Origin of the sequence: Salinibacterium sp. GXW1014 (assembly GCF_044769865.1) — a bacterium.
Classification (GTDB): Bacteria; Actinomycetota; Actinomycetes; order Actinomycetales; family Microbacteriaceae; genus Homoserinimonas.
Genome location: NZ_JBIZWA010000001.1, coordinates 992,002 through 1,014,384 on the forward strand (window position 1 = coordinate 992,002; position 22,383 = coordinate 1,014,384).

27 protein-coding genes are annotated in these 22,383 nt (G+C 67.7%); 17 read left to right on the forward strand and 10 right to left on the reverse strand.

Annotated features, from left to right (window positions below):
- Nucleotides 1–13 precede the first annotated feature (13 nt).
- A complete protein-coding gene (locus ACIQK7_RS04960) occupies nucleotides 14–1,519 on the reverse strand; it encodes an ABC transporter substrate-binding protein (RefSeq protein WP_403021872.1) in 1,506 nt (501 codons plus the stop codon).
- A 241-nt stretch (nucleotides 1,520–1,760) separates the two neighbouring features.
- On the opposite strand from ACIQK7_RS04960, the gene ACIQK7_RS04965 reads away from it, so the two are divergent.
- The 8 genes from ACIQK7_RS04965 (at nucleotide 1,761) to ACIQK7_RS05000 (ending at nucleotide 6,333) form a co-directional block, all read left to right on the forward strand.
- Nucleotides 1,761–2,753: a metal ABC transporter substrate-binding protein gene (locus ACIQK7_RS04965; protein WP_403021874.1), complete on the forward strand. Its 993-nt coding sequence runs from the start codon at nucleotides 1,761–1,763 to the stop codon at nucleotides 2,751–2,753.
- Nucleotides 2,750–3,622 (forward strand): metal ABC transporter ATP-binding protein, encoded by an 873-nt coding sequence (locus ACIQK7_RS04970; RefSeq protein WP_403021876.1) that lies wholly within the window; start codon nucleotides 2,750–2,752, stop codon nucleotides 3,620–3,622. Before ACIQK7_RS04965 ends, ACIQK7_RS04970 begins: the two co-directional genes overlap by 4 nt.
- On the forward strand, nucleotides 3,619–4,500 hold the full coding sequence (locus tag ACIQK7_RS04975; protein ID WP_403021878.1) for a metal ABC transporter permease: 882 nt from the start codon (nucleotides 3,619–3,621) through the stop codon (nucleotides 4,498–4,500). The genes ACIQK7_RS04970 and ACIQK7_RS04975 overlap by 4 nt, the downstream gene beginning before the upstream one ends.
- Nucleotides 4,497–4,895, forward strand: a complete 399-nt coding sequence (locus ACIQK7_RS04980; protein ID WP_403021880.1) for a Fur family transcriptional regulator — start codon at nucleotides 4,497–4,499, stop codon at nucleotides 4,893–4,895. The genes ACIQK7_RS04975 and ACIQK7_RS04980 overlap by 4 nt, the downstream gene beginning before the upstream one ends.
- A 306-nt stretch (nucleotides 4,896–5,201) precedes the next feature.
- Complete coding sequence (rpmB, locus tag ACIQK7_RS04985) at nucleotides 5,202–5,438, forward strand: 50S ribosomal protein L28 (protein ID WP_265159310.1); 237 nt, start codon at nucleotides 5,202–5,204, stop codon at nucleotides 5,436–5,438.
- Nucleotides 5,438–5,605: a 50S ribosomal protein L33 gene (gene rpmG / locus ACIQK7_RS04990; protein WP_147719783.1), complete on the forward strand. Its 168-nt coding sequence runs from the start codon at nucleotides 5,438–5,440 to the stop codon at nucleotides 5,603–5,605. The genes rpmB and rpmG overlap by 1 nt, the downstream gene beginning before the upstream one ends.
- 3 nt (nucleotides 5,606–5,608) lie before the next feature.
- Nucleotides 5,609–5,914 carry a 30S ribosomal protein S14 gene (gene rpsN / locus ACIQK7_RS04995; RefSeq protein ID WP_147719784.1) on the forward strand — a complete coding sequence of 102 codons (306 nt, stop codon included), beginning with the start codon at nucleotides 5,609–5,611 and terminating at the stop codon, nucleotides 5,912–5,914.
- A gap of 131 nt (nucleotides 5,915–6,045) precedes the next feature.
- Nucleotides 6,046–6,333: an HU family DNA-binding protein gene (locus ACIQK7_RS05000; protein ID WP_147719785.1), complete on the forward strand. Its 288-nt coding sequence runs from the start codon at nucleotides 6,046–6,048 to the stop codon at nucleotides 6,331–6,333.
- A 64-nt stretch (nucleotides 6,334–6,397) separates the two neighbouring features.
- Here the strand turns inward: ACIQK7_RS05000 and ACIQK7_RS05005 are convergent, their stop codons facing one another.
- The gene (locus ACIQK7_RS05005) at nucleotides 6,398–6,832 is read right to left on the reverse strand and encodes a YihY/virulence factor BrkB family protein (protein WP_403021883.1); all 435 of its coding nucleotides are present in this window, start codon (nucleotides 6,830–6,832) and stop codon (nucleotides 6,398–6,400) included.
- 19 nt (nucleotides 6,833–6,851) lie between these two features.
- On the opposite strand from ACIQK7_RS05005, the gene ACIQK7_RS05010 reads away from it, so the two are divergent.
- Nucleotides 6,852–7,121, forward strand: coding sequence for a manganese catalase family protein (locus tag ACIQK7_RS05010; protein ID WP_403023985.1), 270 nt, complete (start codon nucleotides 6,852–6,854; stop codon nucleotides 7,119–7,121).
- 111 nt (nucleotides 7,122–7,232) lie between these two features.
- On the opposite strand, the gene ACIQK7_RS05015 is transcribed toward ACIQK7_RS05010, so the two are convergent.
- On the reverse strand, nucleotides 7,233–8,051 hold the full coding sequence (locus ACIQK7_RS05015; RefSeq protein WP_403021885.1) for an MBL fold metallo-hydrolase: 819 nt from the start codon (nucleotides 8,049–8,051) through the stop codon (nucleotides 7,233–7,235).
- A 177-nt stretch (nucleotides 8,052–8,228) separates the two neighbouring features.
- Here ACIQK7_RS05015 and ACIQK7_RS05020 point away from each other — a divergent pair, with 177 nt between their 5' ends.
- A complete protein-coding gene (locus tag ACIQK7_RS05020) occupies nucleotides 8,229–10,196 on the forward strand; it encodes a cytochrome c oxidase assembly protein (RefSeq protein ID WP_403021887.1) in 1,968 nt (655 codons plus the stop codon).
- Here the strand turns inward: ACIQK7_RS05020 and ACIQK7_RS05025 are convergent.
- Nucleotides 10,193–11,236, reverse strand: a complete 1,044-nt coding sequence (locus tag ACIQK7_RS05025; protein WP_403021889.1) for a hypothetical protein — start codon at nucleotides 11,234–11,236, stop codon at nucleotides 10,193–10,195. The two genes, ACIQK7_RS05020 and ACIQK7_RS05025, sit on opposite strands and share 4 nt — an antisense overlap.
- Before the next feature lie 104 nt (nucleotides 11,237–11,340).
- Here ACIQK7_RS05025 and ACIQK7_RS05030 point away from each other — a divergent pair, with 104 nt between their 5' ends.
- The gene (locus tag ACIQK7_RS05030; RefSeq protein ID WP_403021891.1) at nucleotides 11,341–12,630 is read left to right on the forward strand and encodes an ATP-dependent RecD-like DNA helicase; all 1,290 of its coding nucleotides are present in this window, start codon (nucleotides 11,341–11,343) and stop codon (nucleotides 12,628–12,630) included.
- Between the two features lie 138 nt (nucleotides 12,631–12,768).
- Here the strand turns inward: ACIQK7_RS05030 and ACIQK7_RS05035 are convergent, their stop codons facing one another.
- Both ACIQK7_RS05035 and ACIQK7_RS05040 read right to left on the reverse strand, forming a co-directional pair.
- Nucleotides 12,769–13,422, reverse strand: coding sequence for a heme oxygenase (biliverdin-producing) (locus ACIQK7_RS05035; RefSeq protein WP_403021893.1), 654 nt, complete (start codon nucleotides 13,420–13,422; stop codon nucleotides 12,769–12,771).
- A gap of 97 nt (nucleotides 13,423–13,519) precedes the next feature.
- The gene (locus tag ACIQK7_RS05040) at nucleotides 13,520–13,816 is read right to left on the reverse strand and encodes a DUF2470 domain-containing protein (RefSeq protein WP_403021895.1); all 297 of its coding nucleotides are present in this window, start codon (nucleotides 13,814–13,816) and stop codon (nucleotides 13,520–13,522) included.
- 42 nt (nucleotides 13,817–13,858) lie between these two features.
- On the opposite strand from ACIQK7_RS05040, the gene ACIQK7_RS05045 reads away from it, so the two are divergent.
- Complete coding sequence (locus ACIQK7_RS05045; protein ID WP_403021897.1) at nucleotides 13,859–14,377, forward strand: DinB family protein; 519 nt, start codon at nucleotides 13,859–13,861, stop codon at nucleotides 14,375–14,377.
- A gap of 73 nt (nucleotides 14,378–14,450) precedes the next feature.
- On the opposite strand, the gene fliW is transcribed toward ACIQK7_RS05045, so the two are convergent.
- Genes fliW through flgN form a run of 4 tightly spaced genes read right to left on the reverse strand, consistent with a single transcriptional unit; the run spans nucleotide 14,451 to nucleotide 17,643 of the window.
- Nucleotides 14,451–14,831 (reverse strand): flagellar assembly protein FliW, encoded by a 381-nt coding sequence (gene fliW / locus ACIQK7_RS05050; protein WP_403021899.1) that lies wholly within the window; start codon nucleotides 14,829–14,831, stop codon nucleotides 14,451–14,453.
- Nucleotides 14,828–15,727, reverse strand: coding sequence for a flagellar hook-associated protein FlgL (gene flgL / locus ACIQK7_RS05055; RefSeq protein ID WP_403021901.1), 900 nt, complete (start codon nucleotides 15,725–15,727; stop codon nucleotides 14,828–14,830). Before flgL ends, fliW begins: the two co-directional genes overlap by 4 nt.
- Before the next feature lie 3 nt (nucleotides 15,728–15,730).
- A complete protein-coding gene (gene flgK / locus ACIQK7_RS05060; protein WP_403021902.1) occupies nucleotides 15,731–17,155 on the reverse strand; it encodes a flagellar hook-associated protein FlgK in 1,425 nt (474 codons plus the stop codon).
- A 2-nt stretch (nucleotides 17,156–17,157) separates the two neighbouring features.
- A complete protein-coding gene (gene flgN, locus ACIQK7_RS05065; RefSeq protein ID WP_403021904.1) occupies nucleotides 17,158–17,643 on the reverse strand; it encodes a flagellar export chaperone FlgN in 486 nt (161 codons plus the stop codon).
- 379 nt (nucleotides 17,644–18,022) lie between these two features.
- On the opposite strand from flgN, the gene ACIQK7_RS05070 reads away from it, so the two are divergent.
- The 5 genes from ACIQK7_RS05070 to ACIQK7_RS05090 all read left to right on the forward strand — a co-directional run bounded on the left by ACIQK7_RS05070 (nucleotide 18,023) and on the right by ACIQK7_RS05090 (nucleotide 22,271).
- Nucleotides 18,023–18,841 carry a sigma-70 family RNA polymerase sigma factor gene (locus ACIQK7_RS05070; RefSeq protein ID WP_403021906.1) on the forward strand — a complete coding sequence of 273 codons (819 nt, stop codon included), beginning with the start codon at nucleotides 18,023–18,025 and terminating at the stop codon, nucleotides 18,839–18,841.
- A 40-nt stretch (nucleotides 18,842–18,881) separates the two neighbouring features.
- A complete protein-coding gene (locus tag ACIQK7_RS05075) occupies nucleotides 18,882–20,096 on the forward strand; it encodes a flagellin (protein WP_403021908.1) in 1,215 nt (404 codons plus the stop codon).
- 113 nt (nucleotides 20,097–20,209) lie between these two features.
- Complete coding sequence (gene fliD / locus ACIQK7_RS05080) at nucleotides 20,210–21,532, forward strand: flagellar filament capping protein FliD (RefSeq protein WP_403021910.1); 1,323 nt, start codon at nucleotides 20,210–20,212, stop codon at nucleotides 21,530–21,532.
- The gene (gene fliS / locus ACIQK7_RS05085) at nucleotides 21,529–21,966 is read left to right on the forward strand and encodes a flagellar export chaperone FliS (RefSeq protein ID WP_403021912.1); all 438 of its coding nucleotides are present in this window, start codon (nucleotides 21,529–21,531) and stop codon (nucleotides 21,964–21,966) included. The genes fliD and fliS overlap by 4 nt, the downstream gene beginning before the upstream one ends.
- Before the next feature lie 8 nt (nucleotides 21,967–21,974).
- Nucleotides 21,975–22,271, forward strand: coding sequence for a hypothetical protein (locus ACIQK7_RS05090; RefSeq protein WP_403021914.1), 297 nt, complete (start codon nucleotides 21,975–21,977; stop codon nucleotides 22,269–22,271).
- Nucleotides 22,272–22,383: the final 112 nt, after the last annotated feature.

Genomic DNA, 22,383 nt, shown 5'->3' on the forward strand with positions numbered 1-22,383 from the left:
CAGCCGGCCGGCCTCAGCCGAGCGGCTTGAGACTGCGGTAGTTGATCGAGCTCGGTTCCCATGGCTCGACCGGGTTGCTGACGCTCGTCACGGTCGTGGAGTTCCACGCGAGGATCTCGGATTCGATGCGGTGTGCGCAGCTGAGGGCCTCGTCGGAGATGATCTCCATGGCATCCGACCACAGCGCATCGGCCTCGTCACTGATGCCCGCGTTCGTCGCGAGCTCGGCGGCCTCCCGCAGTTCCTCGCTCTCGACGCCCGCCGGGTTGCCGGGCGCGTCGGCCGCGAACCACGTGCGGTACCAGTCGTAGGGGGTCAGCGAGGTGCTCATGCCGACGCCGAGGCCGTACTCGCCCGTGTTCCAGGAGGCGTTGTACTTGGCGGCGGGCAGCTCGTAGACGGTCGCGCGCACGCCAGAGAGGGCCTGCGCGACCTGATCCATGTACAGGGAGACCTGGGCGTTGTTGTCGGTGGATGCGACGAGTCGGGCGGAGAGTTCGGGGCTCCCCGCCTGCTGGTAGAGCTTCTTGGCGGCTGCCTCATCATGTGCGTAGCCGGGCCCGTCGAAGTACCCCGCCGTGCCCTCCGTGAAGTACTGGGTCACACTCGTGCCCGCACCCTCGAGCTCGTTGATGGCGTCGACGTTGATGGCGTGGCATACCGCCTGGCGCAGTTCGCGGCTCTCGAAGACCCCGCCGGGGCCGCGATCGAAGAACATGAGGCTCGTGCGGCTCGCCGGGTACTGCATGGTGCGCACGGGGGAATTGGCGAAGCGGGCGAGCATCTCGGGCTCCGCGTCGCTGACATCCAGCGTGCCCGCGATGAGGGCGGCGGAGGCCGCGTCGTCTCCGAGGCCCACGAGCTCGATGGTCTCGAAACCCACGGGAGCGCCCCAATAGTCGTCATAGGTCGAGAAGACGGCCTTCGCTCCGGGTGCGGATGCCTCGGCGTCGTAAGCCCACGGACCCGTGCCGACCGGCGCCTCGGTGATCGAGCCGTCAGTGAGCGAGGCCGGGCTCGCCATGGGCGCGATCGAGGTCGATAGGGCCGTCATGATGTTCGGGTTGGGGGCGGCAAGATTGAGGCGCACTGTAAGGTCGCCGATCACCTTGACCGAATCGATTCCCAGCAGTGGGCCGCCGAGGGGAGATGCCTGGATCGCCTCGATGTTGGCCTTGACGGCTTCTGCGTTGAACGGTTCACCATCGTGGAAGGTGACGCCGTCGCGCAGGGCCAACGTCACACTGGTGTCGCTGACCTTCCACCCGGTCGCAAGCATGGGGACCACGTCGCCGTTTCGGTTGCGGGAGGCGAGCGTTTCGTAGGGAACGCGGATGTAGCCGGCCTCCGTCTGGTGGCCCGGCGCCCAGTTGCTCGGCACCGCTCCCCAGTTGACCCGCAGCACGCCGCTCGGCTCACTCGCCTCCGCCTGACCCGGGGCGCCAGCACACCCCGAGAGGAAGAGGGTGCCGAGCAGTGCGGCGGCGGGCAGCGAGCGGAGCAGGCGGTGCTTGGTCATGAAGCGTCTCCCGAGAGGCGTAGACGGACAGCGAGTGCCCGACCGTCCCATCGACGTGATTCCCCGAGTCCCCCGCGGGCGAGTCCCCCTGACCGCCCGGGCGCTAGGTTAGCGCGTTCCCGGCGCGCGGTAGGTGACGGGCACGTAAATTGTTCTGCGGCACTTTGACAATGGTTATCAGTAGCAATTAGCGTTGACGCTGGCTTTCCAGCCATCACACCGAATTAGACAGGTAACCCCCATGACGGGATACACCCGCACCGCCATCGCCTCACTCAGCCTCGTGGCCGTTGCCCTTGCAGGATGTTCGAGCGCACCTTCCGAGGCGGATGACCGGCTCACGATCGTCTCCTCGACCGACGTCTACGCCGATATCGCCTCCGACATCGCGGGCGACCGCGCCGACGTGAGCGCGATCATCTCCGGCACGACCCAGGACCCCCACAGCTACGAGGCCACGGCCCGCGACCAACTGGCCCTCTCCCGCGCTGACCTCGTGATCGAGAACGGCGGCGGCTTCGACCCCTTCATCCACACCCTGCTCGACGGGCTCCAGGGTGAATCGCCCGTCGTCGTCACCGTGGCCGAGCTGGCCGAGGCCGCCGAGGATGAGCACGCTCGCGAGGAGGAGCACGCTCATGAAGAGGAGCACGCGCACGAGCACGGTGCGGATGACGACCACTCCCACGAGGGGCACGAGCACAGCCACGCCGACGGCAACGAGCACGTCTGGTACTCGCTCGCCACGATCGAGGCCTTCGCAGGAGAGCTCGCTGCCCAGCTGAGCGAACTCGACCCCGCAGGGGCCGAGGAGTTCGACGCGAACCTCGCCGCATTCACGAGTGAACTCGAGCAGCTCGAACAGCGGGCCGACGAACTCCGTGCCGAGCATGGCGGCACGCCCATGGTGGTCACGGAGGCGGCTCCCCTCCTCCTCTTCGAGCAGCTCGGCCTCGTGAACGAGACCCCCGCCGACTTCAGCGCTGCCATCGAGAACGGTTCGGATGTCGCGCCCGCCGTGCTGCTCGAGATGGAACGCCTCATCGAGGGCGGCACGCTCGCACTCCTCGCCTACAACGAGCAGACCGCCGGCCCCGAGACGGAGCGCGTGCTGGCGCTCGCCGAGTCCACCGGACTGCCCATCGTGCCCGTCGCGGAAACCCTCCCCGAGGGCATGGGCTATCTCGAATGGATGAGCACGGTGCTCGACGAGGTGGGGGCCGTGCTCGCATGACCGAACGCGCCGACCCCGCGGCATCCGCGGTCCTGGAGACGAGCAAGGCTGGCACGCCCGTGTTGAGCCTGCGGTCGGCGACGCTCGCCTACGGCGACCGGGTGCTGTGGAAGAACCTCAACCTCGACGTCAAGCCGGGGGAGTTCCTGGCGGTGCTGGGCTCCAACGGCACGGGCAAGACGAGCCTGCTCAGGGCAATCCTGGGGCAGCAGCAACTCTCGTCGGGCAGCATCGAGCTGCTCGGCGAGCCCGTGCGGCGCGGCCACCGCGACATCGGCTACATCCCGCAGCAGCGGCTCATCGAACAGGGCACGCCCCTGCGCGCCCGGGACCTCGTCACGCTCGGCATCAACGGACACCGCTGGGGCCTGCCCGTGACGGGTCGCAAGACGCGACAGCAGGTCGACCGCGTGCTCGCGAGCGTCGGGGCCACCTCCTACGCCAATGTGCCGGTCGCGACGCTGTCGGGAGGGGAACAGCAGCGCATCCGCGTCGGCCAGGCGATCGCGAGCAACCCGGCCCTGCTGCTCTGCGATGAGCCGCTCAGCTCCCTCGACCTCAACCACCAGCGGGTCGTGAGCGACCTGATCGATGAGCGCCGCCGGGCGATCGGATCCGCAGTCGTCTTCGTGACCCACGACATCAACCCCGTGCTCGACAAGGTCGACCGCGTGCTCTACCTCGCGGGCGGGCGCTTCCGCATCGGGACCCCAGACGAGGTGCTGCGCTCCGAGGTGCTCTCGTACATGTACAACACGCCTATCGAGGTCATCCGCACGCGTGGCCGCGTGGCCGTGCTCGGGGCACCCGAGGGCTACGGCGTGCACGACCACCTCGAGCACCACATCGACGACAGGGGGCAGCGATGATCGACATCGTCACCGCCGTCTTCGACTTCACCGACTACGGCGAACTGCTCCTGCTCGTGCGCAACTCGATCATCGCGGGTGCCGTGCTCGGCATTGTCGGCGGGCTCATCGGCCCCTTCGTGATGAGCCGCGACCTCGCCTTCGCGGTGCACGGCATCAGCGAGCTCTCCTTCGCGGGTGCCGCCGCCGCGCTGCTGCTGGGCGTCAACGTCGTGGCCGGCTCGATCGGGGGCTCGCTGCTCGCAGCCCTCATCATCGGCCTGCTCGGCAACCGGGCCCGCGAACGCAACTCCATCGTTGGCGTCATGATGCCCTTCGGGCTGGGCCTCGGCATCCTGTTCCTCGCCCTCTACGAGGGGCGGGCGGCGAACAAGTTCGGCCTGCTCACTGGCCAGATCGTCTCGGTCGACAACCCGCAGCTGGGCCTCCTGCTCACGATCGGGGCGATCGTCGTGGTCGGGCTCGTCGTCATGTGGCGTCCCCTCACCTTCTCCAGCGTCGACCCGGATGTCGCGCGCGCCCGCGCCGTGCCCGTCACCGCCATCTCGATCACCTTCATGGTGTTACTGGGGCTCGCGACGGCCATCAGCATCCAGATCGTCGGGGCGCTCCTCGTGCTCGCGCTGCTCGTGACGCCCGCCGCCGCGGCCATGCGGGTCACGGCATCGCCGCTCATCACCCCGATCCTCAGCGTCGTGTTCGCCGTCGTCTCCGTCGTCGGCGGCATCATGCTCTCGCTCGGCGGGGCGCTGCCCATCAGCCCATTCGTCACGACGATCTCCTTCACGATCTACCTCGTCTGCCGCCTCATCGGATGGCAACGGGACCGCAGCGGTGCCAGCGGGCGCCGCGTGTCGACGAAACCGGTGGCGGCATGAAGCGACGCACCTGGCAGCGGGATGCTGTCGCCGAAGCCCTCGCCGAGAACACCGGCTTCGTGAGCGCGCAGGCCCTGTATGGGCAACTGCGAGACGCCGGCAGCCCCATCGGCCTCGCAACTGTGTACCGAACGCTCGCCAAGTTGGCGGAGGGCGGCGAGATCGACAGCCTCCAGCTCGACGGCGAGGGTCTCTACCGGGCGTGCGCGACGGAGCACCATCACCACCATCTGATCTGCCGCAGCTGCGGCACGACCGCTGAGGTCGAGGCAGAGCCGGTCGAGGCGTGGGCGCGCGCGGTCGCGGCGCAGCACGGCTTTACCGCGCCGGCCCACGTCGTGGACGTGTTCGGGCTGTGCCCCGAGTGCAGCGCTGAGGCCGCCGCGGGCCGCTGAGCTGCTCGGTCGAGCGGCGGTGTGCGGGTTTGGTGGCGATGTGCACGGTAGAGCACGCACAGCGCCACCGAAGTCGCACACCGTGCGGGCCGGCGGGCTCGCGGGCACGCGCGGCGAGCAGCGTGCGCACAGCGGATGCCGCGGCATCCGGTTTGGGGAATCGGGGCTCGCCGCGTAGGATGTTCAGGTTGAGCAATCTGCTCGCCGTGTGATCCCACCCCAAACGCACCATTCCGGGGCAGGGTCATGCCGACAAGAGATCTTGGGTAAGGCACCCCGCCTTACGGTATTGAGAAGAGGACAGCCATGGCAGCAACCTGCCAGGTGACCGGAGCCACACCCGGCTTCGGACACAACATTTCACACTCGCACCGTCGTACGAAGCGCCGCTTCGACCCGAACGTGCAGAAGAAGACGTACTACGTGCCGTCGCTTCGCCGCAACGTGACCCTGACGCTCAGCGCCAAGGGCATCAAGGTGATTGACGCACGCGGCATCGAGTCGGTCGTCAAGGACCTGCTCGCACGTGGGGAGAAGATCTAATGGCCAAGCAGCAGGACATCCGCCCCATCATCAAGCTCCGCTCCACGGCGGGCACCGGGTACACCTACGTGACCCGCAAGAACCGCCGCAACAACCCCGACCGTCTTGTGCTGAAGAAGTATGACCCCGTCATCCGCCAGCACGTCGAATTCCGTGAGGAGCGCTAAACCATGGCGAAGAAGAGCATGATTGCCAAGAACGAGCAGCGCAAGGTCGTTGTGGCCCGCTACGCCGAGAAGCGCGCTGCGCTCAAGAAGGCACTCGTTGACCCCAACTCGACCGACGAGCAGCGCGAGGAGGCCCGCCTGGGCCTGCAGAAGCTGCCGCGCAACGCCTCGCCCGTCCGCGTGCGTGGTCGTGACGCGATCGACGGTCGCCCCCGCGGCTTCCTTCGCGAGTTCGGTGTTTCGCGTGTGCGCTTCCGCGACATGGCTCACCGTGGCGAATTGCCCGGAATCACCAAGTCAAGCTGGTAAGTTCAGTCCGGAAACAGACCGGTCGCCGCTTGGTGACCGTGAAATCCACGCCAACCGATCGAATACACCGACTGTTCTCATGAGCAGCCATGGTCGTACTGCAGAGCACAATGTCCGAGGAGGACTCCTAAATGGCTGACAAGTCACTCAACCGCACCGAGCTCGTCGCTGCCGTCGCAGCTGCCTCTGGCCAGAGCCAGGCTGCCGTCAACTCGACGCTCGACGCCCTCTTCAACACCGTCGCCGAGGAGGTCGGCAAGGGCACGAAGATCACCATCCCCGGATGGCTCTCCTTCGAGCGCACGCACCGCGCCGCTCGTGCGGGCCGCAACCCCTCCACCGGCGAGGCGATCCAGATCGCTGCTGGCTACGGCGTGAAGGTCAGCGCAGGAAGCAAGCTCAAGGCCGCCGCGAAGTAGTTTCGCCAGCCTTACACGAAGGCGCCCACCCCGCTCGGGGTGGGCGCCTTCGTCGTTTCGGGCGCTATCTGTCGTCGCGCCGGTCGCTGTCGCCACGATTCTGGCGCAGCTCCCGTCCCTGGTCGACGAACTTCTGTTCCTTCTCCTCGTTCTTCTCGATCTGGCGGGTGTCGCGCGGGGGCAGCTGAATGCTCTCCTCCGCCTCGATGCCGCCCTGCAGCTGACGTCCCCGCTCGAGTTCGGCGTCGAACTCGGCGCCGAAGAGGAGCGCCATGTTGACGAGCCAGAGCCACAGCAGCAGCACGATGACGCCACCGATGCTGCCGTAGGTGGCGTTGTAGTTGCCGAAGTTGCTGACGTAGAAGAAGAACCCGAGGGATGCGAGGGCCAGCACGATGACGGCGACGAGCCCGCCCGGGCTGATCCAGCGGAACTTGGGCTGCTTCACGTTGGGGGTGGCGTGGTACAGCACGGCGAGCAGCACCACGGCGAACGCCACGAGGAGCGGCCACTTGGCGATGTTCCACACCTTCCCGATCAGCAAGGAGCACCGCGAGGTGTCGTACCAGTACCTCAACTTCTCCGACGGGGCCGCCGCGGCCGAGGGCAAGTGGGCGTCCGGACCCACGCCCGACGGCAAGGGCGAGTTCAGCTACCACGACGGCCCGACGACCTCGGCGCCCATGCCGCCGGCGACGCAGCCAGACGTCAACCTGCACGGCACGATGCCGCTCTCGAAGGGACCGATCGCAAAGGCCGCAGGCGCGGTGAAGGATGCGCTGACCTAGAAGTTGCGCGCTGAACCGGCAGAAACGGCTTTCACAATTCAGGAAGGATGTTCTTGCCTTCCTGAATTGTGAAAGCCAACTCCTGAATTGTGAAAGCCGTTGCAGGCGCACTCACGTCAGGTGGTCGAAGTCGCCGCGCACCCATGCCATGTGACGGTCGGCCGAATGGCGCACGATGGCACGGGCATCCGCTGGGATCACGTTGTCGAAGTTGCCGTAGACGCGCTCGTAGTCGAAGCGGTCGAGGTGGCGCGCGATGCGGTCGACGACGGCGGCGGAGAGCGGGATGCGGTTGGGGTAGCTGCGCATGAAGCTCACCGAGCTGCGGTCTGGGTTGGGGAAGAGCGTGTCGCCCGAGAGCAGCACGCCGCCCCCGCCCGCGCCGGCTGCCCAGTGCACGGCGGCGCTGCCGGGGAAGTGGCCGCCGGGCTGCGTGAGGGTCACGCCGGGGAGGATCTCGAGGTCATCCGCCCAGGTCTGGATCGCGGCATCCGCTCGCTGCACCCACTCGCGGTCGGCCTCCGCGACGTAGATCGGCACGCCGCCGAGCGCGCGGCTCCACTCGACCTGCACGCCGAACATGTGCGGGTGGCTCGCGGCGATCGCCGTCACCTCGCCGAGTTCCCGCACCCGGGCGGCGATGTCGTCGTCGACGAAGCCGAGCGGGTCCCACAGCAGCATGCCCTCGGGCGTGCGCACGAGCTTCGAGGTCTGCCCGATGCCGACGGCCTCGCTCGTCGTGAGACCGAAGAGCCCCGGTTCGAACTCCCGGATGCTCGCCGTCACGCCGCCCGCGACGAGCTCGTCGAGCGTGGTCCACTGCTGCCCATCCTCGGGCACGTACTGGCGCTCGTCGGCGCAGATCGCGCACACATCCACCCGCTCGGAATGCTCGACGGCGCAGGTGGCACAGATGACGAACTCGTCCATGCGTCATTCCTACTGCGGAAAGGCGGCGCCAGCGCGCGAAACTCGGAGATTTGGCGACACGCCGCGCCCCGAAGCATCCGTCGACGGCGTGTCGCCAAATCTCCGAAGTTGTGCGAGTCGTACGAGCCGGGATGCCCTGTGGGCAGCCGCGAAGCCGTCCTCGCCTAGGCTTGATGGGTGATCAGGCTTGTACGTGTCGCCGGCCCCGCCGTGCTGCTCGTCGTCGCCCTCATCGCGACCTTCGCCTCGCTCGCCTTCGGTGGTGGTGCGGATGCCCAGGCCCTGACCGACCCCGGCGAGGTCGTGCGCTACGGCCTCCCCGTCGCCAAGCTGCTCGTGAACCTCGGCGCCGCGACGGCGATCGGTGCCCTCGTGCTCGCAAGCTTCGCGCTCTCCCGCGACGAGCCGGCGTGGGGCGCCACGATCGACGTCGCCGCCGCCGGTGCCGCCGTGTGGACGGTGGCCGCGGCTGCCACGACCTTCCTCACCTTCCTCAGCATCTACCAGCAGCCCGTGTCGGCCGACCCCGAGTTCGGCCGCGTGCTCGGCCAGTTCGTCACCGAGACCGAGCTCGGCATCGCATGGCTCGTGACGACGCTGATCGCGGCCGCCGTCACGGCCCTCGCCTTCGCGGTGCGGCATCCGACCGCCGTCGCCGTCACGGCCGCGCTCGCCGGCGCCGGGCTCGTGCCCATGGCGACGCAGGGTCACGCGGCGGGCACCGCCGGGCACGCGACCGCCGTCAACGCCCTCGGCCTGCACCTTGTCTTCGCCGCCCTCTGGCTCGGCGGACTCCTCACGATGGTGCTGCTGCAGCGTGCTCTCAAGGGCGAGCGGCTCACGACCGTGCTCGAGCGCTACTCGACCATCGCGCTCCTGAGCTTCATCGTCGTCGCGATCTCCGGCTACGTCAGCGCGGCCCTGCGCGTCGGCGAGTTCGACGCCCTCATGACGCCTTACGGCATCCTCGTGATCGTCAAGGTGCTCGCCCTGCTCGCGCTCGGGGTCTTCGGCGCCCTCTACCGGCGCTCCGTCATCCGGCGCATGGCCGCGTCGGACAACGCGCGCGGATGGTTCTGGTGGCTCGTGGTCGCGGAACTCGGCTTCATGGGCATCGCCTCGGGTGTGGCATCCGCCCTCGCCCGCACGGCCACGCCGGTGCAGGAGGAGTTTCTCGACTCGACGCCTGCCCTCATCCTGACGGGGGAGCCCCTGCCGCCACCCGTCACGGCGATGAGCTTCCTCACGGAGTGGCGCCTCGACCCGCTGTGGACGCTCATCCCCGTCTTCCTCGCCTTCTTCTACCTCGCGGGCGTCTGGCGCCTGCACAAGCGCGGCGACCGTTGGCCCGTGCTACGCACCGTGAGCTGGCTCGCGGGCCTCGCGCTGCTGTTCTACGTGACCAACGGTGCCCTCAACGTCTATGAGCGCTACCTCTTCAGCATGCACATGATGGGGCACATGCTGCTCGGCATGATGATCCCGGTGCTGCTCGTGCCCGGCGCGCCCGTCACGCTCGCCTCCCGCGCCATCCGCAAGCGGGGCGACGGCAGCCGCGGCGTGCGCGAATGGATCCTCTGGGCCGTGCACTCCCGCTATGCCGCCGTGCTCGCGAACCCCATCGTGGCGGCCGTCATCTTCGTCGGCTCGCTCTGGCTCTTCTACTACTCACCGCTGTTCCGCTGGGCGGCCGAAGACCACCTCGGCCACCAGTGGATGATCGTGCACTTCCTCCTCAGCGGCTACCTCTTCGTCATGGCCCTCATCGGCGTCGACCCCGTGCCCTACAAGGCGCCCTACCCGCTGCGGCTCATCCTGCTGCTCGGCACGATGGCGTTCCACGCCTTCTTCGGGCTGAGCATCATGATGGGCGAGGGCCTGCTGCTGGCCGACTGGTACGGCGCCATGGGGTGGGGCACGGATGCGCTGGCTGACCAGCGGGTCGGCGGCGGCATCGCGTGGAGCGTCGGCGAGATCCCGACGATCATCCTCGCGATCACGGTCGCGATCTCCTGGTCGCGCAGTGACGCGAAGCTGACGAAGCGACTCGACCGCAGGGCCGACCGCGACGGCAACGCCGAACTGGATGCCTACAACGCGATGCTCGCGAAGGCGGCCGCGCGGGATGACGCGGCGGAGCGTTAGCGGGGCGTGAGCGTCAGCCCGCCGTCGGCCGTGAAGGTCACGAGGTAGGAGACCGTGAACGGCACCTCCTCGCTGAACGAGGCGATGCTCCCATCGAAGAGTGACATCACGTCGACGTCGAGGCGCGCGGCACCGTGGGCTGGCGGCACGATCCACGTGCCGATCTGCTCGCCCGGAACGATCTCCACGCGCGGATAGTCCGACACCTCCCACTGCGGTGGGGCCACGACCCGGTTGGCGATCTGTTTGCCGAAGGGGCATCCGGTCGGCTGCAGCACCTCCTCCTCGGCGCAGCGGTCGAGGTAGGCGGCGAGTTCCTCCTCGACGGCGTCTTCGAAGGCATCACTCGCGGTCACGTTGAGCACGAAGCGGGCAACCCGGTCGGTTGCCGTGACGGGCAGCACCGTCTCCTCCGCCTCCAGGTAGAGCGATTCGTGGCTGAAGGAGTAGGCCCCCGGCACGAGCACCTGCAGCGGGTTGATCTCACCCGCGCCCGAGGTCGCAACGACGGGAACGCCGTTAACCTCGAACTCGACCGTGTTGCGCGGCACCACCTCGACGGTCGTGAGCGGCGACTGGATGAACTCCCACGCGTTGAAGAGACCGAGCCGCGCCCCCGTGTGCTGCACCGCGAACGTCGTCTGGCCGGGCAAGCCGTCGATGCGGTACGAGAAGGTGACGTGGTGCTCACCGTCGCCCCGGTTCTCATCGTCGACGAGTTCCACCTGCGAAAGGCGAGCGAGGGCATCCCGGCGCAGGAGAGCGTCGTCGGCCTCGTCATCGACGTCGACGCCCGGCATCGCGACGATCGACGCGACATCATGCCGGGAGAGGGACTGCAGGTAGGCCGAGACAAAGCCCGAGGCCGAGTACACGGTCGAGTTGAGGGTGATGATCGCGGCTGCGAAAGCCACGAGCAACAGGCCGAGGGCCACGCCCCACGTGACCGCGAAGCGCGCGCGCGGGCCGGGAACCCCGGGCATCCGCTCGCCTGACGGATGCTGCGGGCCCGTCGTCTCCTCCACGGCGCCCGTCGTCATGCGCACAATCCTAGACGGCGCCCCTCGACCGTCAGCCCGGGCCACGGCGGGTAGATTGGACGGGCCGATCGGCCGGTCGGCACTCGGCCGTTGAGGAGGTGCGGATGTCTGGGCTCACGCTCTCAGCAGAGCAGTCCGCCGTCTTCGACGCGATCGAGAACACGCGCGACCACATCTTCGTGACCGGCCGTGCGGGCACGGGAAAGTCGACCCTGCTCAACCATCTCGCGTGGAACACCTCCAAGCAGGTCGTCATCTGCGCGCCGACCGGCGTGGCCGCGCTCAACGTGGGCGGGCAGACGATCCACTCGCTGTTCCGGCTGCCGATCGGGGTCATCGCCGACCACGACATCGAGCAGGGAACCGAGCTGCGCAAGCTGCTCAACACGATCGACACGCTCGTGATCGACGAGGTCTCGATGGTCAACGCCGACCTCGTCGATGCGATCGACCGCAGCCTGCGCCAGGCCCGGCAGCGGCGCAATGAGCCATTCGGCGGCGTGCAGGTCGTCATGTTCGGCGACCCCTACCAGCTGGCCCCCGTGCCCGGTGACGCCGACGAGCGCGCCTACTTCGCCGACACCTACAAGTCGATGTGGTTCTTCGACGCGAAGGTGTGGGACGAGGCGGAGCTGCGCATCTTCGAACTGCAGGTCATCCACCGGCAGCACGAGGAGGAGTTCAAGTTCATGCTCAACGCGGTGCGCCACGGCATGGTCACCGCGGAGATCGCGCAGAAGCTCAACGAGATGGGTGCCCGCACGCCGCCAGAGGATGACGCGATCACCCTCGCGACCCGCAACGACACCGTCAACCGCATCAACGCGACCTCCCTCGCCCGACTGCCCGGACGCGCCCTCACGGCGACGGCCGAGGTGAACGGTGACTTCGGCGGTCGGGCCTACCCGGCCGACGAGAACCTGCAGGTCAAGGTGGGGGCGCGCGTCATGTTCCTGCGCAATGACCCCGACCAGCGCTGGGTCAACGGCACGGTCGGCACCGTGACGCGCATCGCCGACACCGTGCGCGTCGAGGTCGACGGGGAGGAGCACGAGGTGCTGCCCGCGGTGTGGGAGAAGATCAAGTACACCTACTCGCCCGCGACCAAGCAGTTGCGCCGCGACATCGTCGCCGAGTTCACGCAGTTTCCCCTGCGGCTCGCCTGGGCGGTCACGATCCACAAGTCCCAGGGCAAGACCTACGATCGCGCGATCGTCGACCTGGGGCAGCGATCCTTCGCCCCCGGGCAGACCTATGTGGCCCTCAGCCGCATCACGGCGCTCGACGGGCTCTACATGACGAGACCGCTGCGGCCATCCGACATCATCGTCGACGACAACGTGCGCCGCTTCATGTCGCGGGCGGCGATGACGCCCGGCATCGCGGCATCCTGAGGCTGCGGGCCGCTCCCGTGGTCAGCGGCGTTGTGCGTGCTTGATGGCGTTGTGCGTCGTAGAGGGCGCACAACGCCATCAAAGGCGCACATCGTCTGGCCGGCCGGGGATGGCGGGCCCGGGCGCGGGTCGAGCGGGTCAGGCGAGCGTCGCGGCGGCCTTCTGTGCGTCGAGGTCGTGGAAGAGCTGCGTGTTGAAGTCGTAGGCGACGAGCACCTCGTCGATGACCCGCTCGCGCTCCTCGGGGGTCCACTCGATCGCGTCGAGCGCGTCACGGTAGGCGTCCTTGAACTCGGTCACGGATGGGATGCCCTCGAAGCGGTAGAACGCGACGCCCTCGTCGCCGAGCCCGAAGTGCCGCTGCATGAGCTTGCCGATGTGCTGCCCGCCGGAGAGGTCACCGAGGTAGCGCGTGTAGTGGTGGGCGATGACGCCACCGTTCCAGTCGGCGACCTCGCGCATCCGCTCGCAGTAGGCGATCGTCGCGGGCACGGGGCTGATGCGCTCGCGCCATCCGTCGCCCATGAGGTGGTCGAGGTCGGCCTCGATCGCGGGCAGGCGCACGAGCTCGGGGGTAATGAGCGTGCCGACCATGGGGTCGCCGGCCATGCCCGCGGAGACCTGCTCGAGCACCTCGTAGATGTACCAGTGCTGCACGACGAGCTGCGTGTAGTCGTCGAGCGTGCCGGTGCCCTTCATGAGGTCGGTCATGAAGCCGGCGCCTTCGCTCTGTCCGTGGCTGGCCCACGTACGTTCACGAAGGGCCTGCGAGAAGGGGATCGATTCGGCCACGGAAACTCCAGTTAGGTAAGGATGCCCTAACCATAGCGGAGTGACCCGCGCCCACCGCAAGGGTGTTCCGGCTCTTGGACCGAACGGATGCCCGTGGCTAGTGGGGCCGCGGCTCCAGGCCCAGCTCGGCGCACGCGCGGTCGTAGATGACGACGATCTCGCGGCGAATCTCGGCGCGCTCGCTGATGGTGGTCGTCCATGGCACGCCGAGGGGATGCTCCTCGCCGCCCACGGTGTACGTCCAGCGGCCCTCGTGTTCGCTGAGATCGACCATGGTCGCGGACTCCGCGGCGCGGTCGCCGAAGGCTCGCGCGATGAGGAGGTTGTCGTCTCGGTGGTCATCGTTCATGTGATGCAGCACGGCGGCGACCACCTCGGGGGAGAAGCTTGGCATGAACGCTACGGTACTCGTTCGCCCTGAGTGCCAAGATGAGTTATGCCCATCACCCCTGACACCAAAGACTGGACCTGGGTGCTCTCGCGCCCCTGCGCCGAATGCGGCTTCGACGCTACATCCTTCGCGGCCGCTGACGTGCCCACCATCATCCGCGACAACGCTCGGGCGTGGCCCGACCTGCTCGATCGACCCGATGTCACACAGCGACCGGATGACTCGACCTGGTCGCCGCTCGAATATGGCGCTCACGTGCGCGACATCTATCGGCTCTTCCACGAGCGCCTGCGACTCATGCTCGCCGAGCACGACCCGCAGTTCGCGGACTGGAGTTCGGATGATGCGGCGCTCGCCGGCCGCTACAGCGAACAGGATCCGAAGACGGTCGCGCGGGAGATCGTTGAGGCCGGGGAGTCGATCGCCGACGCCTACGACGAACTCGCGGATGAGCAGTGGAGCCGCCCCGGGCGGCGCAGCAACGGGTCACTCTTCACGGTGGAGACCCTCGGCAAATACATGCTGCACGACGTGGTGCACCACGCACACGACGTGCGCCGCTAAGTGCCTGCACAATTCAGGAGTCTTGGCATCCGAGGTCCTGAGTTGGGAAAGCCAAGTCCTGAGTTGGGAAGGCTCAGGCTCGGGCGAGTTCCGCGCGGAGCGGCCAGTTCTGGTTGTCGAGGATGAACTGGGCACACGCGCCCGTGCGCGAGTTCACGACGATGGGTGCCATGAGGTTTGTCGTGGTGGTGCCGTCGGTGCCGGGGTTCGCGACGACGAGCACGAGCGCATCATCCGGTGACAGCAGCCCGAGGCTCGCCACCTGCTGGTCGCTGAGTTCCGGCGTGTAGGCGGGCAGGTAGGCGCCAGCGTCGAGCACGTAGAGGCGCAGTGCGCTTTCCGCCGCGGGGCGGAGCGTGAACAGCCCGACGGCACCCTTCACCTCGTCGAGCACGAAGTCGACGTGCGGTGCGAAACCGGGGGGCGGGACGACGAAGGTGAGGGTGGCGGTCATCGCAGGAAGTCCATCAGGGTCGGTTGGAGCACTCGGGCGGTCACCGCGAGCGCGGACTGGTAGGAGACCTCCTGCATCTGGAGGTCGAGCACAGCCTTGGCGAGGTCGATGTCCTCGATGCCGGAGCGCTGCGTCTCGAGCGAGACGGACTGCAGCAGGTTTGTCTCTTCGGCGCGCATCATCTGGGCGTGCCGGGTTCCGATCGTGGCACGGTGCCCCTTCATGACTTCGAGTCTCGCATCGATCTCACCAAGCTTCGGCCCGATGTTGGTGCCGGCACGAAGGTCGGTGACGATGGAGTCGACGAGGGCGAAGACGGATGCGCCCGCGCTGCCGAAGATCGCGCCGCCATCGGCATCCACCCGCACGGTCGTCTCCGAGTCGATACGTCGCTCGACTGTGCTGCCATCTGCGCCCGCGAAGGCGTAGGGGGTCGCCGTGTCGGCACCCTGGAAGGCGTGGCCAGCATCCGAATTGCCGGCGAAGATGTTGCGGCCCAGGTAGGAGGTGTTCGCCTGGGCGAGGAGGTCGTCGCGGAGGCTCTCGAGCTCGACCGCGATGGCTTCCTTCGCGGTGGGCGACATGGCGCCGTCGTTGGCTCCCTGCACGGTGAGGTCGCGCACGCGGTCCATGAGCCCGGCGACGTTGGTGAGGGTCGAGTCGACCGTCGTGAGCCAGCCGAGGCCGTCGCTGATGTTGCGCTTGTACTGGTCGTTGGCCCGCTGTTCCGCGCGCACCTGGAGTGAATTGGCGGCGCCGATGGGGTCGTCGGATGGCGCGTTGATGCGCTTGAGGGAGGTGGCGCGGTCGCGCATCTCGGCGAGCCCACCCATGACACCTTGCAGGTTCTGCTGGGCGGAGCGCATGAGCGCCGTGCTTGTGACTCTTGTGATCACGGTCTACCTCCCGACCACGCCGGTGCGGTTGATGAGGGTGTCGAGCATCTCGTCGACGGCGGTCATGACGCGCGCGGCGCCCTGGTAGGCCACCTGGTAGGTGAGCATGTTGATGTTCTCCTCGTCCATGTCGACGGCGGAGGCCGAGAGCTGGGCGCCGACTGCGGCATCCGCGCTGATGTCGGCGAGGGCGGACTGCTGGGCGGCCGTGCGGGAGGCGACGCCGATGCCGGTCACGATCGACGACCAGAGCGCATCCGGACCTTCGGGGTCGAGACCGACCTGGGCGATCGCGTCGGCGATCGTGCCGTCGTAGGCACCGGCGCCCGGGGTGCTGGAGGCGATGCCGTTCATGTCGGTCGGAATCACCGTCAGTCCGCGGGCGGCGGGAAGCCCGGCACTGAAGTCGAAGAAGTTGCCGCCGGACACGCCCTGATTGGTCTCGCCCGTCGTGTGGATTGCGTTGACCTTGTCAGCGAGGGCCTGCGCGAAGACGTTCAGCGCCTCGGCCGCCTCGGCGAAGGTGCCGCCCGTGCCGTTGCCGTCGATTGGGGCGAGGATGGCGACGGACGCCGCCAGCTCGCCACCATCGAGGGCGATCGCCGCTCCCGGCCGGTGTGCCCATTCGAGCTGCACGGCGCTTGTGAGCCCGTCCTGCATCCGGAGCCCGCCCGCGACGGCGACGGGTCGGAAGCTGTCGCCTGAGACGATCGCGTTGCCGCCGACAAGCACCTCGACGGTGCCGTCTGCGGTCTCGCGTGCGGTTCCACCGGCGAGGCTCGCGATCGTGGCGGTGAGGGTGCTGCGCTTGTCGAGCAGTTCGTTGACGGAGCCGCCCGCCGCGATGGCGGAACGGATGCGGCCGTTGAGGTCGGCGACCTGCTGGGCCGCCGAGTTGAGCTCCGACACCATGCCGTCGGTGCGGGCACGCATGCCGGCCCACTCGTTCTCGATGTCGGTGTAGGCCTTGCCGATGCGGGAGGTCAGCACGCCGGCCTGCTCGAGCAGCACGCCAGCGGATGCGGGTTCGCCCGCGCGGTTGGAGACGTCCTGCCAGGCGGCCCAGAACTCCGAGAGCTGGGCCGAGATGCCGTTCTCGCCGGGCTCCTGCAGGATGCCCTCGATGTTTGAAAGTGCGCGTGCGTTGAGGTTCCAGAACCCAGCGGATGCCGCGGAGGAGCGCACCTTGGAGTCGACGAAGAGGTCGCCGAGGCGGGCGATGCCCTCAACCGAGACGCCCTGGCCGACGCGCGTGCCGTGGGAGAGCGGGCCGGTCTGGGCGACGCCGCCGATGGATGAGGTCGTCAGGCGCTGGCGCGTGTAGCCCTCCGTGTTGACGTTGGCAATGTTCTGGCCGACGACGTCGAGGCCCTGCCGGGCGGCGTTGAGTGCGGTGTAGGCGGTGTTCAGCCCGCTGAAGGTGCTCATGGTCAGAATCTCTCGTCGATCAGGCGGGCACTGCCGGTGTCGATGGCCTCGCCCGTGGAGCCATAGGTGCCGGTGTCGCCGCCGAGGTTGGCGAGGGTCTCCTGTGTCGACCGCAGGGCGGAGCGCAGGAACTGCTCGTTGATGTCACGCAACTGGCCGATCTGGGCAGTCAGTTCCGCGAGGGCGGTGAGGTGGTTTGCGAAGATCTCGGCCCAGGGCCCGTCGACGGGGGCAGCTGCGACGAGGTCGCGGAGCGTGGCATCCGCCCCTGTACCCCACTGCTCGGCGAGCTCGGCGACCTCAACCGTGCGGGTGAGGCCGAGGGCGCGGAGGCGCTCGAGCACCTGCTCGACCTCACGCGTGGCATGGGGAAGCCAGCGGGTCTTGCCGGTCGTGAGCAGCAGCTGCTCCTCCTCGAGCTTGAAGAGCAGGAGTTCGAGGAGCTCACGCTCGCGCCACAGGGTGGCGGAGACTTCGTTTGCTCCCACGGTGCTCTCCGTTCATCTGGTCTCGGGTGTCGCCACGGTGGACTGTCGGCACCGGGGCCGCTCCGGTAAGGCGAATCATCCGGAAATTTCTGTACCCCGGCTGAAAACCCGGCGTACCCCAGTTGTGGGGATGTGCTCCCCCCTAGGGGGGACAAGGCGCTAACTGAATAAGCCGAACCGGCTTCCGTGGCCTCGCGTTCCCTCCATAGAGTCTCCACTGTCGCTCGGGTCAGACCCGGGAGACACCAACCGAGTTCGAGGCGCGCAGGGTCCCGAAGCCCCGCGTCATCCGAGTCTCCTTCCCGGTTGAGACGTGGCCCGTCACCTCGCTTACCCGCGAACGCAAATGCAAGAAACCGAACCAAACGGGGGTACAGCTGTGGACAGAGCCACACGCAATGCACTGGTGGTGGAGAACCTGCCGCTCGTCGGCTACCTCGTCTCCGAGCTGTGCGCCCGCGCCACTCACCTCTCCCGCGACGACCTGGCATCGGCCGGCGCCATCGGCCTCATCACGGCCGCCGAATCCTTCAAGCCCGAGCTCGGGATCCCCTTCGGCGCCTACGCCCGCAAGCGCATCCTCGGTGCCTTCTCCGACGAGCTGCGCTCGGAGGACTGGGCGAGCCGCGGCACCCGCAAGCGCATCAAGGAGACCCTCGCGGTCGAGGAGCAGCTCACGGCGGCCCTCGGTCGCCGCCCCTCCGCAGACGAGGTCGCCAACTCGCTCGGTGTCACCCGCGACGAGGCGCAGCAGGCGATGGCGGATGCCTCACGCCACGTCACGACGCTCGATGACGTCACCTCTGACCAGCTTGTCGCCGAGACCGTGCTGCCGGAGGAGCAGCTGCTCGAGAACGAGCGCACCGTCTTCGTGCGCTCGGCCGTCGATGTGCTGCCCGAGAAGATGCGCCACATCATCACGGCGATCTACTTCGAGGACCGCACGGTCAAGGAGGTGGCCGAGGAGCTCGGCATCACCCACTCGGCCGTGTCGCAGCAGCGCTCGGAGGCGATCCGCCTGCTGAGGGACGGGATGAACACGCACTTCGCAGACGACGAGAGCGAGCACGAGCCGCAGTCGCGCATCTCGGCCGCAAGCCGCAGCGCCTACCTTGCGCGCCTCGCCGACCAGGCCTTCAGCGGCATGTCGCGGGCGGCCCTCCCGGCCCCCCAGCTTCTGAATTCAGAAATCGCCTAACGGATGCCACGAGGCAGCCGATAGCTAGAGTTACCGGCCCATGGATGGGCCGGCGAACACCACCCACATCACGGAGGAAAACACCATGGGTATGCAGATCAACACCAACGTTGCGGCGCTCAACGCGTACCGCAACCTGTCCAACACGCAGAACGACCTCTCGAAGTCGCTTGAGAAGCTCTCCAGTGGCCTCCGGATCAACCGTGCTGCAGACGACGCGGCTGGCCTCGCAATCTCCGAGGGCCTGCGCTCGCAGGTCGGCGGACTCAAGGTTGCAGCCCGCAACGCTCAGGACGGCATCTCGGTCATCCAGACCGCGGAGGGCGCCCTGACCGAGGCACACTCCATCCTGCAGCGCATGCGTGACCTCGCGGTGCAGGCTGGTAACGACTCGAACAACGCGGAGTCACGCAAGGCGATCGAGACCGAGGTGACCGCGCTGGTTTCCGAGCTCGACCGCATCGGTAAGGGCACCAACTTCAACGGCATCAACCTGCTCGATGGCAGCGAGTCCAGCCTCAAGTTCCAGGTCGGCGCCGATGGCGATGCGAACAGCCGGATCTCGGTGGACCTGAGCGGCGCGAACGTCGAGAGCATCGCGAACGAACTCTCAACCGGTGCTCTGGCCGTCGGCGGCACGAGGTTCGACATCGCGGATGCCTCGGCTGTCACGGGCACGCTCACCTTCTCGGCCACTAAGGGCGGCGAGGTCACCGAGGTCACGACTGGCGCCCTCGCTGGCGGATACACCAGTGTCGAGGCTGTCGCCTCTGCCCTGCGTAACGACGCTGCGTTCTCGGCAAACTTCTCGGTCACGGTCGAGAAGGACGCGAACGGTGCTGGAACGGGCATCATCGTCAAGGCCAACAACGGTGGCGACCTTGTTGCTGCGGACAACGCGACGGTCGGCACGGGCCTCGCCGCGGGCGCGCAGGTCGCGACCGGTATGGTCGGCCTGCAGTTCGGCACGGCCGATGAGGCTCAGGCGTCGATCAACGCGATCGACGAGAAGATCACGGCTATCTCGACCGCGCGCTCGAACCTCGGTGCGCAGCAGAACCGCTTCGAGTCGGCAATCAACTCGCTCAATGTCTCAAGCGAGAACCTCGCCGCTGCCGAGTCGCGCATCCGCGACACGGACATGGCGTCGGAGATGGTCAACTACACCCGCGCGAACATCCTGTCGCAGGCTGGTACCGCCATGCTCGCGCAGGCGAACCAGTCCAACCAGGGCGTTCTCCAGCTCCTCGGCTAAGCCACGGAGTAGCTAGACCACACCTGGTGGTGCTCGCGCGCGGAACTGGACCTCTTCGCGCGGGTACCCCAGGTGTCTTCCACATCCAGCACCGAAACTTGGGGGAGTGACACATGGGCATCAGCCTTCCTGGCCTTGCCAGCGGCCTCGACAGCGCCACGCTCATCGAGTCCCTCATGCAGCTTGAGGCGATCCCGCAGAGCCTTCTCAGGCGGAAGGCGACCGTCACCTCCAGCACAGTCACGGTGCTGCAGGCGCTCAACCAGAAGTTCGCCTCCCTCGCCGAGACTGCAAAGTCTGCCGCGAAGCCCGACTCCATCGACCTGCACAAGGCCACCGCAAGCGCCGACAGCATCACGGTTAAGGCAGAGAAGGGCGCAGCACCAGGCTCCCTGGATCTCGTCGTCAAGGAGCTCGCCACCAAGCAGACCTCCGTCTCGGATGCCATCACCGGCTGGAGCGGGGACCTCACGCTCGAGAACGCGAGCGGCCCCGTCACCGTCACCGCCGACTCCATCGACGCTCTCGTCACCGCGATCAACGGGTCCGAAGCGGGGGTCACGGCCATGAAGGTCTCGGCAGGGAAGGACGAGTTCGGCGAGAATCTGTACCGCCTACAACTGACGTCCACCGAAACCGGCGCGGACTCCGCCTTCACCGTCACCGGCCTCGGCACGACGGAGACTGCGGCAGCCCACGACGCGGAGGTCGCGCTGTGGGCTGGCACCGATGCCGAGCAGGTCATCACCTCCAAGACGAACACCTTCAGCGACCTGCTCCCAGGCGTCTCCGTCACGGTCGCCAAGAAGTCGGATGACCCGGTCACCGTGACCGTCGTGCGGGACACGGCCGGCGCATCGGCCGTCGCGAAGGGCCTGGTCACCGCGGTGAGCGAGGCGCTCGCCTTCATCGACGTGCGGACCAAGGTCACCAACAGCACCGACGCCGACGGCAACCCCATTGTCTCGGGCGGCTCGCTCACAGGCGACAGCACCGTGCGCTCCGCGCGTCAAAGCCTCGTCTCGGCGATCTCGATGCCGGTGGGCGGAAAGTCTCCGAGCGAGTACGGCATCACCCTCACCAAATCGGGCACGATCGAGTTCGACGCCTCGAAGTTTGAGGCGGCCCTCACCGCGGATCCGGAGACGGTGCAAGCCGCGATCACGGAACTTGCCACACGCGTTGACGCCGCCGCGACCACTGTCTCCGACAAGTACACGGGCACCCTCACGACCAAGATCACGGGCCAGCAGTCGCTCGTCACCAACTACAACGAACAGGTCGCCGCCTGGGACAACCGCCTTGCGACCCGCCGCGCCACCCTCGAGCGTACCTACGCCGCGCTCGAGGTGCGCATGAGCGCCCTCAACTCCCAATCCAGTTGGCTCAGCTCTCAGATCGCCTCCCTCCCGACGTATGAAGGCAGCAAGAAATGACGATGTACGGAATTGACGCCCGCCGTGCCGACTACGCGCGCGAAGCCATCCTCAACGCCTCGCCCGCGCGCCTGCTCACGATGCTCTACGACCGGCTCATCCTCGACCTGCAGCGCGCCGAGATCGCGCAGGACATCGAGGACTGGGATTCGGCGTCGAAGCACCTGCTGCACGCGCAGGACATCCTCGCGGAGCTCACCTCCTCACTCAAGGTCGACGAATGGGACGGCGCCGACGCCCTCCTCGGCGTCTACACCTTCGCGACGAAGGCGCTCATCTTCGCCAACATCCACCGCGACGTCGAGAGCACGCGCGTGTGCATCACACTGCTCGAGCCGCTGCGCCAGACCTGGCACGAGGCGGCCGCGCAGGCGCCCGACACCGCAGCGCCCATCGTCGAACGTGCCGTCGGCGGCACCCTCGGCGTCGCGTGAGCATGGCGATGCCCGACACGAGCTTCAATGCCTGGGTCGACGCGCTCGACGAACTTGAGCGCGAGCTCGAATGGGCCGACGACGTCGTCAGCGGGCGCAGCGCCCAGTGGACCCCGCCGCAGGGCCTCGGCACGATGCCGGCAGAGCTCGTCGACCGGGCCGCCCGCATCCTCGACGCGCAGCGAAACCTCATGACGCGGCTCGACGAGGGACGCCAAGACGTGGGTCGGCACCTCGCCGCGCTGCGGAGTGTGCCTGCGGTGACGGATGCCGCGGCATCCGTCTACCTCGATGTCGCCGGATAACTGAAAAACACCTAACGGCTGCGGCAACGATGCCGATAGCTGAACAAGAGCAGGGATCGCTCGCACCCCAGGCCATGGATCGGCCGGAACCACTCATCCATGAAATGGGATT

Excerpts from the sequence above, each read along its gene's own strand:
- ACIQK7_RS04960 (WP_403021872.1), bottom strand. The coding sequence starts at position 1,519 with ATGACCAAGCACCGCCTGCTCCGCTCGCTGCCCGCCGCCGCACTGCTC.
- ACIQK7_RS04965 (WP_403021874.1), top strand. The coding sequence starts at position 1,761 with ATGACGGGATACACCCGCACCGCCATCGCCTCACTCAGCCTCGTGGCC.
- ACIQK7_RS04970 (WP_403021876.1), top strand. The coding sequence starts at position 2,750 with ATGACCGAACGCGCCGACCCCGCGGCATCCGCGGTCCTGGAGACGAGC.
- ACIQK7_RS04975 (WP_403021878.1), top strand. The coding sequence starts at position 3,619 with ATGATCGACATCGTCACCGCCGTCTTCGACTTCACCGACTACGGCGAA.
- ACIQK7_RS04980 (WP_403021880.1), top strand. The coding sequence starts at position 4,497 with ATGAAGCGACGCACCTGGCAGCGGGATGCTGTCGCCGAAGCCCTCGCC.
- rpmB (WP_265159310.1), top strand. The coding sequence starts at position 5,202 with ATGGCAGCAACCTGCCAGGTGACCGGAGCCACACCCGGCTTCGGACAC.
- rpmG (WP_147719783.1), top strand. The coding sequence starts at position 5,438 with ATGGCCAAGCAGCAGGACATCCGCCCCATCATCAAGCTCCGCTCCACG.
- rpsN (WP_147719784.1), top strand. The coding sequence starts at position 5,609 with ATGGCGAAGAAGAGCATGATTGCCAAGAACGAGCAGCGCAAGGTCGTT.
- ACIQK7_RS05000 (WP_147719785.1), top strand. The coding sequence starts at position 6,046 with ATGGCTGACAAGTCACTCAACCGCACCGAGCTCGTCGCTGCCGTCGCA.
- ACIQK7_RS05010 (WP_403023985.1), top strand. The coding sequence starts at position 6,852 with ATGTTCCACACCTTCCCGATCAGCAAGGAGCACCGCGAGGTGTCGTAC.
- ACIQK7_RS05015 (WP_403021885.1), bottom strand. The coding sequence starts at position 8,051 with ATGGACGAGTTCGTCATCTGTGCCACCTGCGCCGTCGAGCATTCCGAG.
- ACIQK7_RS05025 (WP_403021889.1), bottom strand. The coding sequence starts at position 11,236 with ATGACGACGGGCGCCGTGGAGGAGACGACGGGCCCGCAGCATCCGTCA.
- ACIQK7_RS05030 (WP_403021891.1), top strand. The coding sequence starts at position 11,341 with ATGTCTGGGCTCACGCTCTCAGCAGAGCAGTCCGCCGTCTTCGACGCG.
- ACIQK7_RS05040 (WP_403021895.1), bottom strand. The coding sequence starts at position 13,816 with ATGCCAAGCTTCTCCCCCGAGGTGGTCGCCGCCGTGCTGCATCACATG.
- ACIQK7_RS05045 (WP_403021897.1), top strand. The coding sequence starts at position 13,859 with ATGCCCATCACCCCTGACACCAAAGACTGGACCTGGGTGCTCTCGCGC.
- fliW (WP_403021899.1), bottom strand. The coding sequence starts at position 14,831 with ATGACCGCCACCCTCACCTTCGTCGTCCCGCCCCCCGGTTTCGCACCG.
- flgK (WP_403021902.1), bottom strand. The coding sequence starts at position 17,155 with ATGAGCACCTTCAGCGGGCTGAACACCGCCTACACCGCACTCAACGCC.
- ACIQK7_RS05075 (WP_403021908.1), top strand. The coding sequence starts at position 18,882 with ATGGATGGGCCGGCGAACACCACCCACATCACGGAGGAAAACACCATG.
- fliD (WP_403021910.1), top strand. The coding sequence starts at position 20,210 with ATGGGCATCAGCCTTCCTGGCCTTGCCAGCGGCCTCGACAGCGCCACG.
- fliS (WP_403021912.1), top strand. The coding sequence starts at position 21,529 with ATGACGATGTACGGAATTGACGCCCGCCGTGCCGACTACGCGCGCGAA.
- ACIQK7_RS05090 (WP_403021914.1), top strand. The coding sequence starts at position 21,975 with ATGCCCGACACGAGCTTCAATGCCTGGGTCGACGCGCTCGACGAACTT.